The 13,897-nt window shown below is 67.9% G+C and carries 14 protein-coding genes; 9 read left to right on the top strand and 5 right to left on the bottom strand.

Annotation, left to right across the window (positions count from 1 at the left end; translation table 11 throughout):
- Nucleotides 1-118 precede the first annotated feature (118 nt).
- Entirely contained in the window at nucleotides 119-664 is a 546-nt protein-coding gene (locus SAZ01S_RS00070; protein ID WP_084578830.1) for a gluconokinase, read from the top strand.
- On the opposite strand, the gene SAZ01S_RS00065 is transcribed toward SAZ01S_RS00070, so the two are convergent.
- Nucleotides 654-1,331, bottom strand: coding sequence for a FadR/GntR family transcriptional regulator (locus SAZ01S_RS00065; protein WP_084578828.1), 678 nt, complete (start codon nucleotides 1,329-1,331; stop codon nucleotides 654-656). The two genes, SAZ01S_RS00070 and SAZ01S_RS00065, sit on opposite strands and share 11 nt — an antisense overlap.
- A gap of 234 nt (nucleotides 1,332-1,565) precedes the next feature.
- Here SAZ01S_RS00065 and SAZ01S_RS00060 point away from each other — a divergent pair, with 234 nt between their 5' ends.
- Complete coding sequence (locus SAZ01S_RS00060; protein ID WP_084578826.1) at nucleotides 1,566-1,823, top strand: helix-turn-helix domain-containing protein; 258 nt, start codon at nucleotides 1,566-1,568, stop codon at nucleotides 1,821-1,823.
- An 8-nt stretch (nucleotides 1,824-1,831) separates the two neighbouring features.
- On the opposite strand, the gene SAZ01S_RS00055 is transcribed toward SAZ01S_RS00060, so the two are convergent.
- Nucleotides 1,832-2,164, bottom strand: a complete 333-nt coding sequence (locus SAZ01S_RS00055; RefSeq protein ID WP_084578825.1) for a type II toxin-antitoxin system RelE/ParE family toxin — start codon at nucleotides 2,162-2,164, stop codon at nucleotides 1,832-1,834.
- A complete protein-coding gene (locus SAZ01S_RS00050; protein WP_084578823.1) occupies nucleotides 2,161-2,442 on the bottom strand; it encodes a type II toxin-antitoxin system Phd/YefM family antitoxin in 282 nt (93 codons plus the stop codon). The genes SAZ01S_RS00055 and SAZ01S_RS00050 overlap by 4 nt, the downstream gene beginning before the upstream one ends.
- Nucleotides 2,443-2,603: 161 nt before the next feature.
- Here SAZ01S_RS00050 and SAZ01S_RS00045 point away from each other — a divergent pair, with 161 nt between their 5' ends.
- The 7 genes from SAZ01S_RS00045 to SAZ01S_RS00015 all read left to right on the top strand — a co-directional run bounded on the left by SAZ01S_RS00045 (nucleotide 2,604) and on the right by SAZ01S_RS00015 (nucleotide 9,984).
- On the top strand, nucleotides 2,604-3,803 hold the full coding sequence (locus tag SAZ01S_RS00045; RefSeq protein WP_084578821.1) for an AAA family ATPase: 1,200 nt from the start codon (nucleotides 2,604-2,606) through the stop codon (nucleotides 3,801-3,803).
- Between the two features lie 31 nt (nucleotides 3,804-3,834).
- On the top strand, nucleotides 3,835-4,911 hold the full coding sequence (locus tag SAZ01S_RS00040) for a ParB/RepB/Spo0J family partition protein (RefSeq protein WP_084578819.1): 1,077 nt from the start codon (nucleotides 3,835-3,837) through the stop codon (nucleotides 4,909-4,911).
- A gap of 145 nt (nucleotides 4,912-5,056) precedes the next feature.
- Entirely contained in the window at nucleotides 5,057-6,241 is a 1,185-nt protein-coding gene (locus SAZ01S_RS00035) for a replication initiator protein A (protein WP_084578817.1), read from the top strand.
- A gap of 539 nt (nucleotides 6,242-6,780) precedes the next feature.
- Complete coding sequence (locus SAZ01S_RS00030; RefSeq protein ID WP_139809838.1) at nucleotides 6,781-7,455, top strand: hypothetical protein; 675 nt, start codon at nucleotides 6,781-6,783, stop codon at nucleotides 7,453-7,455.
- A 136-nt stretch (nucleotides 7,456-7,591) separates the two neighbouring features.
- A complete protein-coding gene (locus SAZ01S_RS00025; RefSeq protein ID WP_084578813.1) occupies nucleotides 7,592-7,825 on the top strand; it encodes a DUF6894 family protein in 234 nt (77 codons plus the stop codon).
- Between the two features lie 60 nt (nucleotides 7,826-7,885).
- A complete protein-coding gene (locus tag SAZ01S_RS00020) occupies nucleotides 7,886-9,220 on the top strand; it encodes a M20/M25/M40 family metallo-hydrolase (protein WP_084578811.1) in 1,335 nt (444 codons plus the stop codon).
- Entirely contained in the window at nucleotides 9,217-9,984 is a 768-nt protein-coding gene (locus SAZ01S_RS00015; protein WP_084578810.1) for a ThuA domain-containing protein, read from the top strand. The genes SAZ01S_RS00020 and SAZ01S_RS00015 overlap by 4 nt, the downstream gene beginning before the upstream one ends.
- A gap of 6 nt (nucleotides 9,985-9,990) precedes the next feature.
- On the opposite strand, the gene SAZ01S_RS00010 is transcribed toward SAZ01S_RS00015, so the two are convergent.
- Nucleotides 9,991-10,314, bottom strand: a complete 324-nt coding sequence (locus SAZ01S_RS00010; protein ID WP_084578808.1) for a hypothetical protein — start codon at nucleotides 10,312-10,314, stop codon at nucleotides 9,991-9,993.
- Between the two features lie 68 nt (nucleotides 10,315-10,382).
- Nucleotides 10,383-13,571 carry a helicase-related protein gene (locus tag SAZ01S_RS00005; protein ID WP_084578806.1) on the bottom strand — a complete coding sequence of 1,063 codons (3,189 nt, stop codon included), beginning with the start codon at nucleotides 13,569-13,571 and terminating at the stop codon, nucleotides 10,383-10,385.
- Between the last annotated feature and the right edge of the window lie 326 nt (nucleotides 13,572-13,897).

Here is a 13,897-nt window from a genome sequence, read left to right as displayed (position 1 = left end):
TTGATTGCATTGGCTAACCTGCTTGGAGAGGCGCGGCATCTGCGACCAAGGTCGTAGTTTCCAGCACCGCCGCAGCCTTTCAGAAGCAAGCAGCCCCCCTGTCCGGAGCCCCTTTGCCATGCCGACCCCTGCCGATCGAACGCCCACGCACGGCGCCGTGATCGTGATGGGGGTCAGCGGCTCCGGCAAGTCGACGCTGGGCGCGCTGCTCGCCGAAGCGCTGGGCTGCGCGTTCCTCGAAGGCGACGCCTTTCACTCCGCCGAGGCCGTGGTGAAGATGCGCGACGGTACGCCGCTCACCGATGCCGATCGCTGGCCCTGGCTCGATCGGATCGGCGCGGCGGTGGCGGCCTCGATCGAAACCTGCGGAGTCTCGGTCGCCGCCTGCTCGGCGCTGCGGCGGGTCTATCGCGACCGGCTGCGCGCCGAGATCCCCGGCGCGGTGCAGTTCGTGTTGCTCGAGGCGGACCGCGCGCAGCTCCTCGCCCGGATGTCGTCGCGGCCGGGGCATTTCATGCCGACCAGCCTGCTCGACAGCCAGCTGGAGACGCTGGAGCGTCCGCAGCCCGACGAGGGCGTGCTGATCCTGCCCGCGACCCTGCCCCCCGCAACGCTGCGCGACCGCGTCCTTGCCTATCTGGAGCAGCCCGCGCTCAGGGCATGAGCCGGCGACGCCCCTCCCCCAGATGCCAGCGCATCGCCAGCGCGGCGCGCTCGGGATCCTGCGCGCGGATCGAATCGACGATCACCTCATGTTCGTGCAGCATCACCGCGACGACTTCGGCCGAGCGCGAGCGCGAGATGTCGACGCCGGCCTGCATCACCTTCTCCACATCGGGCCACAGCGCGTCGAAGGCCTGCTGAAAGGCCAGGTTGCCGGTGGCGTCGGCGATCGTGCGGTGCAGCTCGCGATCCTCGTCATGCGCCGGCGCACTGGAGAGCAGCGCCGTCCGCAGCGCCGCCATCGCCGCCTCGAGCGCGCCCATCTGCTCGGGCGTGCGGCGCAGCGCCGCCAGCCGCGCCGCCTCGGTCTCCAGAACGAAGCGCACCTCGTAGCTGCCGAGCGTCGCCGGCAGCTCGGCCAAGGGCATGAAGGCAGCCAATCGTTCGGAGGGGCGGCCCTTGACGAATGACCCGGCGCCGCGGCGCACCTCGGTGATGCCGTCCGAGCCCAGCCGGACCAGCGCCTCGCGCACGATCGCGCGGGAAACGCCGCACATCTCGGCCAGCCGCGCTTCGGACGGGAGCCGCGCGCCGACCTCCAGATCCTCGGCCTTGATCAGTTCGACGATCGCCGCATAGGCGTGATCGGAAAGCCTTGGCTGGTTCATCGCCGCACCCGCTGGGCCCCTGCAACCGCCATGCCCCTCCCCTTCTGCCGCCGGAACCGTGCCGGCAACTTATCGGACAGGTTTAGGCAAGATGGTGCAAAATTGCTAGCCGAAACGACCAAAGCCGCTGTGACATGCAGATTGGGGCTTGAACCTGTCCTACAAGTTCGGATACGTTAACGTTAACGAATCTGGAGGCGCGGCCTCGGAAAACGGATCGTCAGGGAGGATGGCATGCAAGCCGTATCGCAAGGACAGCAGGTTGAACGCACGGGCGTCGACGCGTCGGCGCCGCCCCGGCTGACGCCAACGCAGATGCAGGTATTGCGCTGCGTCCATTCGGGCCTGCTCAACAAGCAGATCGCCTATGAGCTCGGCATGGCCGAGGCCACGGTCAAGGTTCACATGACCGCGGTGATGCGCAAGCTCAACGTCCGCAACCGCACCCAGGCGGCGATCGCCGCGGGCCAGTTCGGCTGGTCGCACGGCTGATCCGCCGCTCAGGCCGAGAGCAGCCGGCGTTCGAGCAGCGCCTGGAAGTCGCGGCGGCCATCGGCGATGAGCAGCACGAAGACATGGTCGACGATAACCCGGTAGATCAGCCGGTATGGCGGCGCGCTCAACTGGCGAAACTCACGCACGCCGATCGCATCGAGTTCGGCGGGGACGCTGCCACGATCCGGGAAAGCTTCCAGGCTTTCCATCTTCGCCAGCATCGCGTCGAGAAAGGCGTCGGCCTGCTCGGGTGAGCGATGCGCTGCTATCCAGCCATGGATCTCCGCCAGGTCCGCTTCGGCCCCGGCCGTGAGATGGACGACAATGCCGCTGCTCATTCCGCAGCGTTGCCCGCGCCCTTCCGCAGCCGCGCGATCGCGTCGCGTGCCGGCACCGTGCGCCCGGCCTCGATATCGCGGGTGCCGAGCGCCAGCAGCTTGAGCAGTGCGAGCGTCTCCTGCGTCTCCTGGTAGCTCGCGACGTCCTGCAGCACCGCACGTGCCTCGCCATTCTGGGTGATCACCAGTGGCGGCGCGCCGTCTGCCAGGCCGCGCAATAGCTCCGCGGCATGGGCCTTGAGATAGCTGACCGGCTTGACCTGTTCCGAATAGCGCATGCGTACCTCAGACCGATAATGGACCGAATATAGTCTTCATACGCCATCTGAACAAGCCACTGTGCCCGCTGTTTTACAAATGTTCGCATCGCCTTGTTGGTTTGAATGAAATCTGGCATATGCTGCGCAACACTCATTCAACCGCGCAAGGCGAGGCACGAATGCATTCAGATATCGAACGGATCAGTGAACTTGCCGATGCCGGCGAGCGCATGATTGAACGACTACGCCGCAAGGCGTTTCTACCCGAAAGCCGCAAGGGACTCCATGTCCGTTTCGGCATTGCGGAAGCGGCGCAGTTGTTGGGCTGCTCTACCAACCGCATCCGCATGGCCGAGGACGATGGGCGTCTTCCCCCTCCCCCACCGAGCGAGAATGGCCGGCGCCCCGGCTATACGGTGGAGGAACTGCTCAACATGCGGCAGGTGCTCGGCGCCTCCCCTGCCCGCGCGCCGCTCGACGTGCCGGCGATCATCGCGGTGCAGAACTTCAAGGGCGGCGTCGGCAAGTCGACGGTCACCACCCATCTCGCCCATTATTTCGCGGTGCAAGGCTACCGTGTGCTCGTCGTCGACTGCGACAGCCAGGCGACCACGACCACCCTGTTCGGCTTCAACCCGCATTTCAACATCACGCGGGAAGAGACGCTCTACCCCTATCTCTCGATCGACCCGACCCAGGCCGACCTGCTCTATGCGGTCAAGAAGACGCCCTGGCCCAATGTCGATCTGATCCCGTCGAACCTCGAACTGTTCGATGTGGAATATGAGCTCGCTGCGGCCGGCGCCGATGGCGGTTCGATCCTCGCGACGCGCTTCCGCAAGCTCAAGGCAGGCTTGAACGATCTGGCGCGCGATTATGACGTCGTGATCCTCGATCCACCGCCCGCGCTCGGCACGATCAGCCTCGCGGTGATGCAGGCGGCCAACGCGCTGCTCGTGCCGCTGGCGGCGACCACGCCGGATTTCTGCTCGACCGTCCAGTTCCTGTCGATGATGGACCAGGTGCTGCACCAGCTGACCGAAGCCGGCATCGACGTACGTTATGATTTCGTCCGGCTGATCTGCTCGAAGTTCGACGGCAACGACCCCAGCCACGCGATGGTCCGCCAGATCATGGAGCAGGCATTCGGCCCTGCCCTGCTGCCGGTGCCGATCCTCGAATCGGCCGAGATCAGCCATGCCGCGATGCGGATGATGACGATCTACGAGCTCGATCGTCCGATCGGCACCGCGCGCACGCACAAGCGCTGCAAGGCCAATCTCGACGAGGCGCTCGGCCAGGTCGAGGCCATCGTCCGCCGCAACTGGGGCCGCGTGCCGCCGGCCAGCGAGGAGGAAGTCGTCAATGAAGCGGCGTGATCGCACCATTTCCACGCGGAGAGGCTGAACCGTGGCACGTACCCAGAAGGACTATCTCGCCGATCTGCTCGCGGAGGAGGCCGCCGCCGAGACGGCCTCGGCCGCCCCGACCGCGACGCCCCTCCCCGCGCCTGCCGAACCGGAGCCCGCGCCGCGAGTCGCCCGCACCCGCGGCACGACCCTGCTTGGCCGCGAGTCCGCGCTTGCCCGCGTCGCCTCGGGCGAGGTGCGACAGGTCACCCAGCTGCTGCTCGACCCCGCGCGCGTGCGGATCTGGCCCGGCAATGCGCGCGTCTATGGCCATCTCACCGAGGACAATGTTCGCGAGCTGATTGATTCGATCATCGCCGAGAACGGCCAGAAGGTGCCGGCGGTGGTGCGGCGGGTCGAGGGGGATCCCGACCATGACTTCGAAGTCATTGCCGGCACCCGGCGCCACTTCGCCATCTCCTGGCTGCGGGCGCATTCCTACCCGGACATGCAGTTCGTGGCGCAGGTCGCGCAGCTCGACGACGAGGCCGCCTTCCGCCTCGCCGATCTCGAGAACCGCGCCCGCAAGGATGTCTCGGACCTGGAGCGCGCACGAAACTATGCCGAGGCGCTGAAGAGCCATTACGACAACCACCTCACCCGCATGGCCGAACGGCTGAAGCTCTCCAAGGGCTGGCTGTCGAAGATGATCAAGGTCGCCGGTATCCCCGACGGCGTGATCGCCGCCTTCGCCTCGCCTTCCGATGTCCAGCTCAAGCCCGCCTATCCGCTGGCCCAGGCGCTCGACGACAAGGTCGCTGCCAAGGCGATTCTCGCAGAGGCGCGGGCGCTCGCGCGCGAGCAGGGCGAGCGTCGCGCACACGGACACGCCGTGATCGGTGCCAGCGACGTGCTCCGCCGGCTACTGGCAGCGCCCGCGGGCCCGGCGGAGGCCGAGACGCTGTTTTCCTGGTCGATGCCAAATGGCCGGCCCGCGCTCAGCGTATTGTCGGTCAATCGCCAGGGCGTGACCGTTCGGCTCCATGCCGGCTCGGGCGCCGAGCACGGCCACTTCCTAAACGCGTTCAAGGAAGCGCTCGAACAGCTCGAGCGCGAAGGCCGCGGGCTCCAACGATGATCGTGTTTCCCCGGGGAAACGGACGGCACCCGCCGGCCTGTCGTTTCCCCGGGGAAACCGCCCGGGCTGCGGCGCGCGCCCGCTTCGCGCCGATACCCGTTTCCCCAGGGAAACACCTCCCCCCTCCCCCACCCTCAGAGGCCCCATGACCAAGGCCGATCGCCAGTCGATCCCCGACCAGTTCGACCTGTTCCTCCCCTATCTTGCCGACATGCCGCTGCGCGACCAGCGGGAGATGATGGAACGCCCCTTCTTCAGCCTCGCCAAGTCGAAGCGGGTCAAGCCGATCGATTACAAGAGCCCGGACGGCAAGCTGTGGGTCCATGTCTCGGCCAACCCCGACTATGGCATGGCCACGATCTGGGATGCCGACATCCTGATCTATTGCGCCAGCGTGCTGGCAGACATGGCCCGGCGCGGCCGCAACGACATCCCGCGCAAGCTCCACCTGATGCCGTACGACTTGCTCCGCGCGATCGGCCGGCCGACGACGGGCCGCGCCTATGAGCTGCTCGGCCAGGCGCTCGACCGCCTCGTCGCGACCACGATCAAGACCAACATCCGCGCGGAGAACCGCCGCGAAGCGACGTTCAGCTGGCTCGACGGCTGGACCCAGCTCGTCGACGAGAAGACCGAGCGCTCGCGCGGCATGACGATCGAGCTGTCGAACTGGTTCTATGAAGGCGTGCTGATGACCGGCGGCGTGCTGTCGATCGACCGCGCCTATTTCGATCTCACCGGCGGCCGCGAGCGCTGGCTGTACAAGGTCGCCCGCAAGCATGCCGGCGGGGCAGGGGAGGCGGGCTTCGCCATCTCGATGCCGACGCTGTTCGAGAAGTCGGGCGCCGAGGGCCAATATCGGCGCTTCAAATTCGAACTCGCGAAGATCGTCGAGCGCGACGAATTGCCCGGCTATACGCTGTCGCTCGAGACACCGGCGGGCAAGCGTGAGCCGAACCTGCGCATGCGGCGGCGCGGGGAAGGGGGGGGTGCCGCGCCGACCGTCAAGCCGGCGCAGGCCACGCCTGCTCCCGCGGCCGCATCGCAACCCGACGCGGCGCCTGCGCCCGCGCCCCTAAGTCCCGAAGCGAGGGCGATGATCCGCCGCTCGCTCACCAGCCTTGCTACCCGGGGCACCAGCGGGATGGTGACCGACGCAACGCTGGCGCTGCTGCGCCAGGAATGCCCCGGCTGGGACTATCAGCAGCTGCACCACCAGTTCCGCGAATGGGTGGAAGCCGATGTCACGCGTACGCCGGCCAACTACCAAAACGCGTTCATCGGCTTCGTCCGCCAGTGGCACGCGCGCAACAAGCATCAGCTGCGGTGATCGCGACGCCCGCCGTTCCCGAAGTGTCGGGCACCGCGCAATCGACAGCTTCAACCCTGCGCTCATCACAGCAAATTTGAACGAGTTCGAGTGCCCTGGGGATGCAAGTGATTCAAGGTGGGCGCCCATTTCCGTGGAACACGCCGTGGAACTGCCGAATGGCATGGGGTTTCGACACAACAGGAACCCATATCGACCCTTTCGGAACGTCCTATCGACCTTTCGGGAACGGCACACTCGATCCTTCCGGAACGCATCCCCGACACTTCGGGAACGTGTCTTCTCGCTCGACTCGTGGGAATCCGTACCCGGCGCGTGCCACACGCCTCCCTTAACTTTCTAAGATTCAGAAAACCTTCTAACGCTTTTGGAGGTTTCCATTTTTTTGGAGAATTGGAGAGCCAATCGGATAGGCCAGCCCTCCATCGCGCGCCCAGGCCCTCGCTGGCGCGTGCATCGATTGCCCGGCGACGCTCGCAAAACCTTAAGGATTGAATTCGTAGGTACCCCCTCGGACACCTTGAGAGGGATCGGGAAAAGTGATCGACGCCGGTTGGGATGCAACGATGGAAACGGAGCGCGCGAAGCTGGAACACTTCTGGCGCAGCAACGGGCCGAAGATGCGATCGGCACTGCAATCTCCGTTGCTCGGCCGGTTTCAGGCGAACCAATATCGCGGAATCGACGTCCGGCACCTGCACAACAAGTTCGGCTGGCAGGCTGGTAACAACATCCACTGCGCCGGCGCCTTCTACCGCACCGAAGCCTTCATGCGTCTCCCTGACCAGCATCGATGCGGACAGAAAAAGGCCCAGACCGTCCACATCGAACATACCGTCCCCATCGCATCCATCGTCAGCGCGATCACCGCGGCGCGGCCGGAAGGACCTTCGCAGATCATCACCTGGCTTCTCGCCCGGTCGATCACCACCGGAGTCGCCGATGGCAAGGGGCCGGAAGCCGAGCGTCGGCGCATCGTTCGCCGCGGCTATGCGCGTCGCACAGACTTGTTCACGCCAGGCCATGCCGACGAAAACCTGCCGTTCCGCCGCTATGACGCGACCAGCGGCACCCGCATCTGGGACCTGGTGTCTCGCCGGCCCATCGATCCGGATCGCTTCACCATGGCCGACCATCACGCCAACCTGAAGGTCGCTCTCGCATGGGCAGCGCTGCCCGACTGGTCGGAACAATTGGCCGCCATTCCGGCATGATCCTGCGCGGAGGATCCCCGTCTTCGCCCGAGCAGCATCGTGCGGCGCCCCAGACACGCGGGGCACCGCACGCCCTGGCCGCGAGAGCATGCGATGATCCTCCGCAACCAATTGAAGCAAAAGGCATTATACTTGCATGCCCGCCTATTGCTTCCGCCTTCGTACCCCCGATCGCCACCCACATGCGCCGGAACAGCGCGATCTGCCGGATCTTCGCGAGGCACTGATCGCCGGCCATGGTCTCGCCCGCACGCTGCTCCGCCACTGGAGCGGCCGGACGCCACTGCACGGCAGCCTCGACATCGAGGACGAGCGCAACCAGCCGGTCGCGCGCATCCTGCTGGCGGATCTGGCGCGGCAGCTGTCCTAAGCCCTTGCGATTAAGGCCGTGGCCGTGTTGAACTGCGGGAAACCATCGAGGATCCTCCCGTTGAAGCACGCGCCCCGAGTTCTCCGCCGCTCGCTTGCCCGCAGTGCCGCAATCGCCGCTGCGCTTTTCGCCGTGCCCGCGGCGGCGCAGCGGCTGTCGCCCGCGGAGGCGGTGATGGCCCGCACCGTCGACGCCGACTATGACCGCTCGGTCGCGCTGCTCGAAAGGCTGGTCAATCAGAACAGCGGCACGCTGAACCTCGACGGCGTAACCAAGGTCGGGACGATGTTGCGCGCGGAACTGGAGCCGCTGGGCTTCACCGTCACCTGGAAACCGATGGGAGCGGTGGAACGGGCAGGGCACCTGATCGCCGTCCATCGGGGCAAGCCGGGCACCAAGATGCTGCTGCTGATCGGCCATCTCGATACCGTGTTCGAGCCGAGTTCGCCGTTCCAGACCTTTGTCCGCAAGGGTGACCAGGCCGAAGGACCGGGGGCGGGCGACGACAAGGGCGGCATGGTGGTGATCGTCGCGGCGCTGCGCGCGATGCAGGCGGCGGGCACGCTCAAGAACGCCAATATCGAAGTCCATCTGACCGGCGACGAGGAAAAGTCCGGCAGTCCGCACAGCATTGCCCGCGCCGACCTGATCGCGGCCGGCAAGCGCGCGGACGCCGCGCTCGATTTCGAGGGGCTGGTGATCGATGGCGGGCGCGACATGGGCTCGACCGCACGCCGCTCGGCGATCGACTGGCGGATTACCGCGACCGGCAAGACCGGGCACAGTTCGCTGATTTTCGGACCCGAGTTCGGCGATGGTGCGATCAATGAGATTACCCGTATCCTCGCGGCGTTTCGCAAGGAACTGCCCGAGCCGAACCTCACCTTCAACACTGGCGTGATCGCGGGCGGTGCGCGTGCGACCATCGACGAGAGCGGCACCGCCTCGGCGGGAGGCAAGACCAACATCATCCCCGCCACCGCGGTCGCGGTCGGTGACTTCCGCACCCTCAGCCCCGAGCAGACCGCACGGGTGCGGGCGAAGATGGAGGCGATCGTCGCCGCGCACGCGCCGGGGACCGACGCCAGGATCAGCTTCGGCGAAGGCTATCCGGCGATGGCGCCGACCGCGGGCAATCAGGCGCTGCTCGCGCGACTCAACGGGGTCAATCGCGACCTTGGCCTGCCGGAAATGCCGGCGCTCGATCCGCTGAAGCGCGGGGCAGGGGACATCTCGTTCGTCGCCGCCGATGTCGATAGCCTGGCCGGCCTCGGTCCCTACAGTACCGGTGACCATGCCCCCGGCGAGACGGTCGATCTTCCCAGCATCCGCCGCCAGGCGAAGCGCGCGGCGCTGCTGATGTCGCGGCTGAGCGCCGAGCGGAGTGCGCGATGAAGCGCGTGTTCCGCGCGGCGTTCGCACTGGCGCTGCTGCTGGTCCCGGCGCTGGGGCGCGCCGACCCGCAGTTCAGCCTGCTGGTGATCGCCGCGCCGAGCACCTATCACTATGAATATATCCCCGTCGCACGCGACAGCCTCGAGCGGCTGAGCCGGCTCCACGCCTTCACGATCGACTGGCGCAAGGACGGCACGCCGCTGGAAGGCGATCTGCGCCGCTACGCCGCCATCCTGCTGCTCAACACGCCGGCGGACACCTTCACCCCTGCGCAGCGCAGCGGATTCGAGCAGTATATGCAGGCCGGCGGCAACGCGATGGTGGTCCACCGCGCCGCGATCATCCCCGCCGGCGCATGGCCCTGGTACGAGAAGCTGGTCGGGCGCAGTTTCGTCAACCATCCGCTGACCCAGACCGGCGTGGTGACCGTGCTCGACAAGGGCTTCCCGGCCACCTTCGGCCTGCCCGAGCACTGGCTGTGGACCGACGAGTTCTACGTCACCACCAATCCCTTCGACATTGCCATCCACCGCGTGCTCGGCGTCGACGAGGCGAGCTACGATCCCACGCGGATCTGGCCGGGGCAGGTGGGGCACCGGATGGGCAAGGACCATCCTGAAGCCTGGTTCCACGCGTATGAAAAGGGAAGGGTGTTCGTCACCCTGCTCGGGCACGATGCCGAGATGTACCGCGACGAGCGCTATCTCCAGCATCTGCTGGGCGGCATCACCTGGACGGCGACGGGCTTGGGCGAGCAGCGCTGAGCCGGGTCAATCGGCGCGTGCCATCCGGCGTGCTGCCAACACCAGGTTGATCCGGGCGGTCGACCGATCCTCGACGCAATCCTTGAGGACGCGCCGGCTCGGCACGCCGTCCTCGACGCATTGCTGCGCGACCCCGCACGGGATCGCGTCGATGTCGCTCTGCCCCGAACCGTGCAGGATGCGGCAGCTGCGCAGTCGCATGCCGTCCTTCGACTTGTCGGTCTTGAGGTCGACCTTGATCATCCGCAACTGGCGGGCAACGACGATGATCTCCTGCTCGGCGTTCAACGCAGGGCTGGCCTGGAGTATCAGCAGGATCGGCAGAATCATAGCGCCTTCCTCTCCGGTTCTGTTCTTTTGACGCCAGCCTATGCCGGAAGGCGCTCCAGCACAACGCGTCAATCGTCTGCCATCGCCTCCAGAACCGCTTCGATCCGCGACAGGCGCGCCACCGGATCGTCGATGCGCTCGGCGAGCAGCAGCCGTTCGCCCTTGGCCGTCAGGCCCGCGGCGACGGCATTGCCTGCGAAGTCGGGGCGGGGAGTGAACGCAATCGCGGCGGGGCCGGCATCGATCCGCGCGATCCGCAGTGCGAGCGCCTGTGCACGCACCCGCGCGATCGCCAGCAACGTGACGGCGCCGTCCGGCAGCGCGCCGAACCGGTCGGCCAGCTCGGCCTCGAGCGCATCGATTGCCGCCCCATCGTCGGCGCGGGCGAGGCGGACATAGAAGGCGACGCGCAGCTCTTCGTCGGGGATCCAGTCCTCCGGCAGGCAGCCTTGCAGCCCCAGATGCAGTTCGGGCGCCCAGCGCTCCACCGTTTCACCGCGCGCGGTGCGCAGCGCCGCTTCGAGCAGATGCTGGTAGAGGTCGATGCCGATCAGCTTCATGTGCCCGGCCTGCGCCTCGCCCAGCAAATCGCCGGCGCCGCGCATGTCGAGATCCTGCGCGCTGATCGCGAAGCCGGCGCCGAGCCGGTCGAACGCCTCCAGCGTCCGCAGGCGTTTCAGGGTGCGGGCGCCGATCGGCTTTTCGGGATCGGTGAGCAGCAGCACCTGGCCGCGCCGGCTGCCGCGCCCGACCCGCCCGCGCAGCTGGTGCAGCTGACTGAGGCCGAAGCGATCGGCGCGGTAGAGCACCATGGTATTGGCGCGCGGCACGTCGAGTCCGGCTTCGATGATATTGGTGGCCAGCAGCACGTCGCCGTCGCCATCGCCGAACCGCACCATCGCCTCGTCGATCTCGGCGGCCGGCATCTTGCCATGCGCCTGGCGCAGGGTCAGCTCGGGCACCAGTTTCGCAAGCTTGGCGGCGAGCGGCGCCATGTCGTCGATCCGCGGCACGACGACGAAGCTCTGCCCGCCGCGGCTGCGTTCGCGCAGCAGCGCCGCACGGACCAGCGCGTCGTCGAAAACCCCCAGTGCGGTGCGGATCGGCTGGCGGCGGGCAGGGGGCGTGGCGATCACCGACAGATGCTGGATGCCGACCAGCGCCGCCTGCAGCGTACGCGGAATCGGGGTGGCGCTCAGGGTGAGTACATGGCCGGCACCCAGGCCGTGCAGCTTGGCCTTGTCGGCCGCGCCGAACCGCTGCTCCTCGTCGAGGATGACGAGCGCGAGCTTGGTATAGCGGACGCCCTTGCCCGCCACCGCGCCGGTGCCGATGACGATATCGATCGATCCGTCGGCCAGGCCTGCCTTCACCCGCTTCTTCTCGGCCGCGCTCGACAGCCGGGAGAGCCCCGCGACGGTGACGCCGCTGCCCTCGAAGCGGGCGGTGAAGGTCTCGAGATGCTGGCGGGCGAGCACCGTCGTCGGCGCGGCGAGGGCGACCTGGTATCCGGCAAGCGCCGCCAGTGCGGCGGCGCGCAGCGCCACCTCGGTCTTGCCGAAGCCGACATCGCCGATCACCAGCCGGTCCATCGGCGTGCCGGCGGCGAGATCGGCGCGCACCGCCTCGATCGCGCGGGCCTGGTCGTGGGTCTCGCTGTACGGAAAGCCGGCGACGAAACGCTCATAGGCGGCGGTGTCGGGATCCAGCATCGGCGCGGTGCGGGCCATGCGCGCTTCGGCGAGCGCGATCATGCCGCGCGCGGTCTCGGCGATCGCCGCGTCGATCGCGCCCCGCCGCTTCTGCCAGCTGGAGCCGTCGAGCTTGTCGAGCGCCACCGCATCGGCATCGCCGCCATAGCGCCACAGCCGGTCGGCCTCGGCGACGGGCACGAGGCGCGTCGCGCCATCGGCATAGGTGAGGGCGATCGCGTCGCCGCCGGTACCGTCCTCGCCAGGCATCGGTGCAAGCCTGGCGACGATCGCGATGCCATGGTCCTCGTGTACGACAAGGTCGCCGAGCCGGATCTCGCTCTGGCCGAAGACGGCGAGGTCGGCGGGGCCGCCCGCGTCGCGTTCCGCACGGCTGCCGAGCAGGTCGGCAGCCGCCACCGCCAGGACGCCCGGACGGCGGAAGCCGCGATCGATCGGTGCCTCGAGCAGCGCGACCACGCCCGCGGGTTCGCGGCACAATGCCGCCCAGCTGTCGCAGGCGACCGGCTCCACGCCGAGGGCGCGGGCGATGCGGCCGCGCAGGAAGCGCAGGTCGCGCGCGCTACCCAGCACGACCAGCCGGTCTTGGTCGGTGAGCGCCGTTCGGGCAAGGCGGACAAAGGCGCGCAGCGGGGCCCGGCTTTCGATGAAGCGCGGCGGCGGATCGCCCGCCTCGGCAAGCGCCAGGGTTGGCTGGCCGTCGAGATGCGCCTGCCAACGCGCTTCGTCTGCAATTTCGCGCACCGCCCGGCCGGGCCGCCGGCGCAGTCCATCGGCGGCCAGCGCAAGGAAGCGGCGGCGGCGCTCTTCGGCGGCGGGCTCGATTGCCAGCACCGCGCCCGGCAGATGCGCGGTCAGCAGCACGCCATCCGCGCCCACCGCCGGTTCGCGGACGCGGCCCAGCTCTTGCGCGTCGCACGTGCCGGTGGTGCGCTGGCTGACGGCGTCATAGCTGCGGATCGCAACGACCTTCCCGTCGGCGACTTCGATCCGGCGGGGCGCATCGGCATCGGCGGGATAGACATCGAGCACTTGGCCCCGCAGCGCGACCTCGCCGGGTTCGTCGACGCGCTCGTCCTCGACATAGCCCGCCTCGACCAGCGTGGCGAAGAGCGCGGGCAGGTCGAGCGGCGCGCCCGCCACCACGCGCGGCGGCGCTGCCTCGAACGCCTCGGGCGGCGGATAGAGGCGTGCCAGCGCCTCGCCGGTGGTGATGCAGGCGATGCGTGGCGGCGTGCCGCCGGCTCGGGCGAGCCGGATCCGGCGCAGCGCCGCAACCCGCTGGCCGACATTGGCGGGCGAGGCGGGCGCCGCATCGCCGGGCAGTGCGTCGCTCCCCGGGCAGAACAGCACCGTCGCCGCAGGCGCCAGCGCGGCAAGCGCCTTGGCAAGCGCAAGGCCCCGTACCTCGTCGGCAGCGGCGTAGAACAGATCATCATCGACCAGCGCCTTGGCGAGAAGCGCCGCGGTCACACCAATCGACAGCGGCGGCGCGGACCGGGGCGGCGCAATCGCCCGGGCTACGGGATCGGCGGTGAGGGGCATGCGGCAGTGCCTTCGGGCGAGAGGGATAGCGCTAACGAGTCGTTCGCGGCGGCGTTCCGCAAGGGCATACCGCCAGCGGAGGTGCCGCAAGACGGTCCTGACGCAGGGGAAGGGCGGGCAGGGGGAGACAGACACCCTCACGATTCGTCTTTCCAGCGCACCGATTCCCGCTTGGAGGCGGCGATTCGGGTGCGATTCGCGGATTCCGCAAGGGCAGGCGTCATCAAAAGGTCATGCGACGTAGTGCCGATCGCCGCGCGAAATCGCTCTATATCAATAGGTTACGACTTCCCGTGAACCAAAACGACATAAAATTGCAAAACGGT

The organism is Sphingomonas azotifigens NBRC 15497, assembly GCF_002091475.1.
Taxonomy (GTDB): domain Bacteria; phylum Pseudomonadota; class Alphaproteobacteria; order Sphingomonadales; family Sphingomonadaceae; genus Sphingomonas; species Sphingomonas azotifigens.
This window is presented reverse-complemented; position numbering and strand designations above follow the sequence as displayed.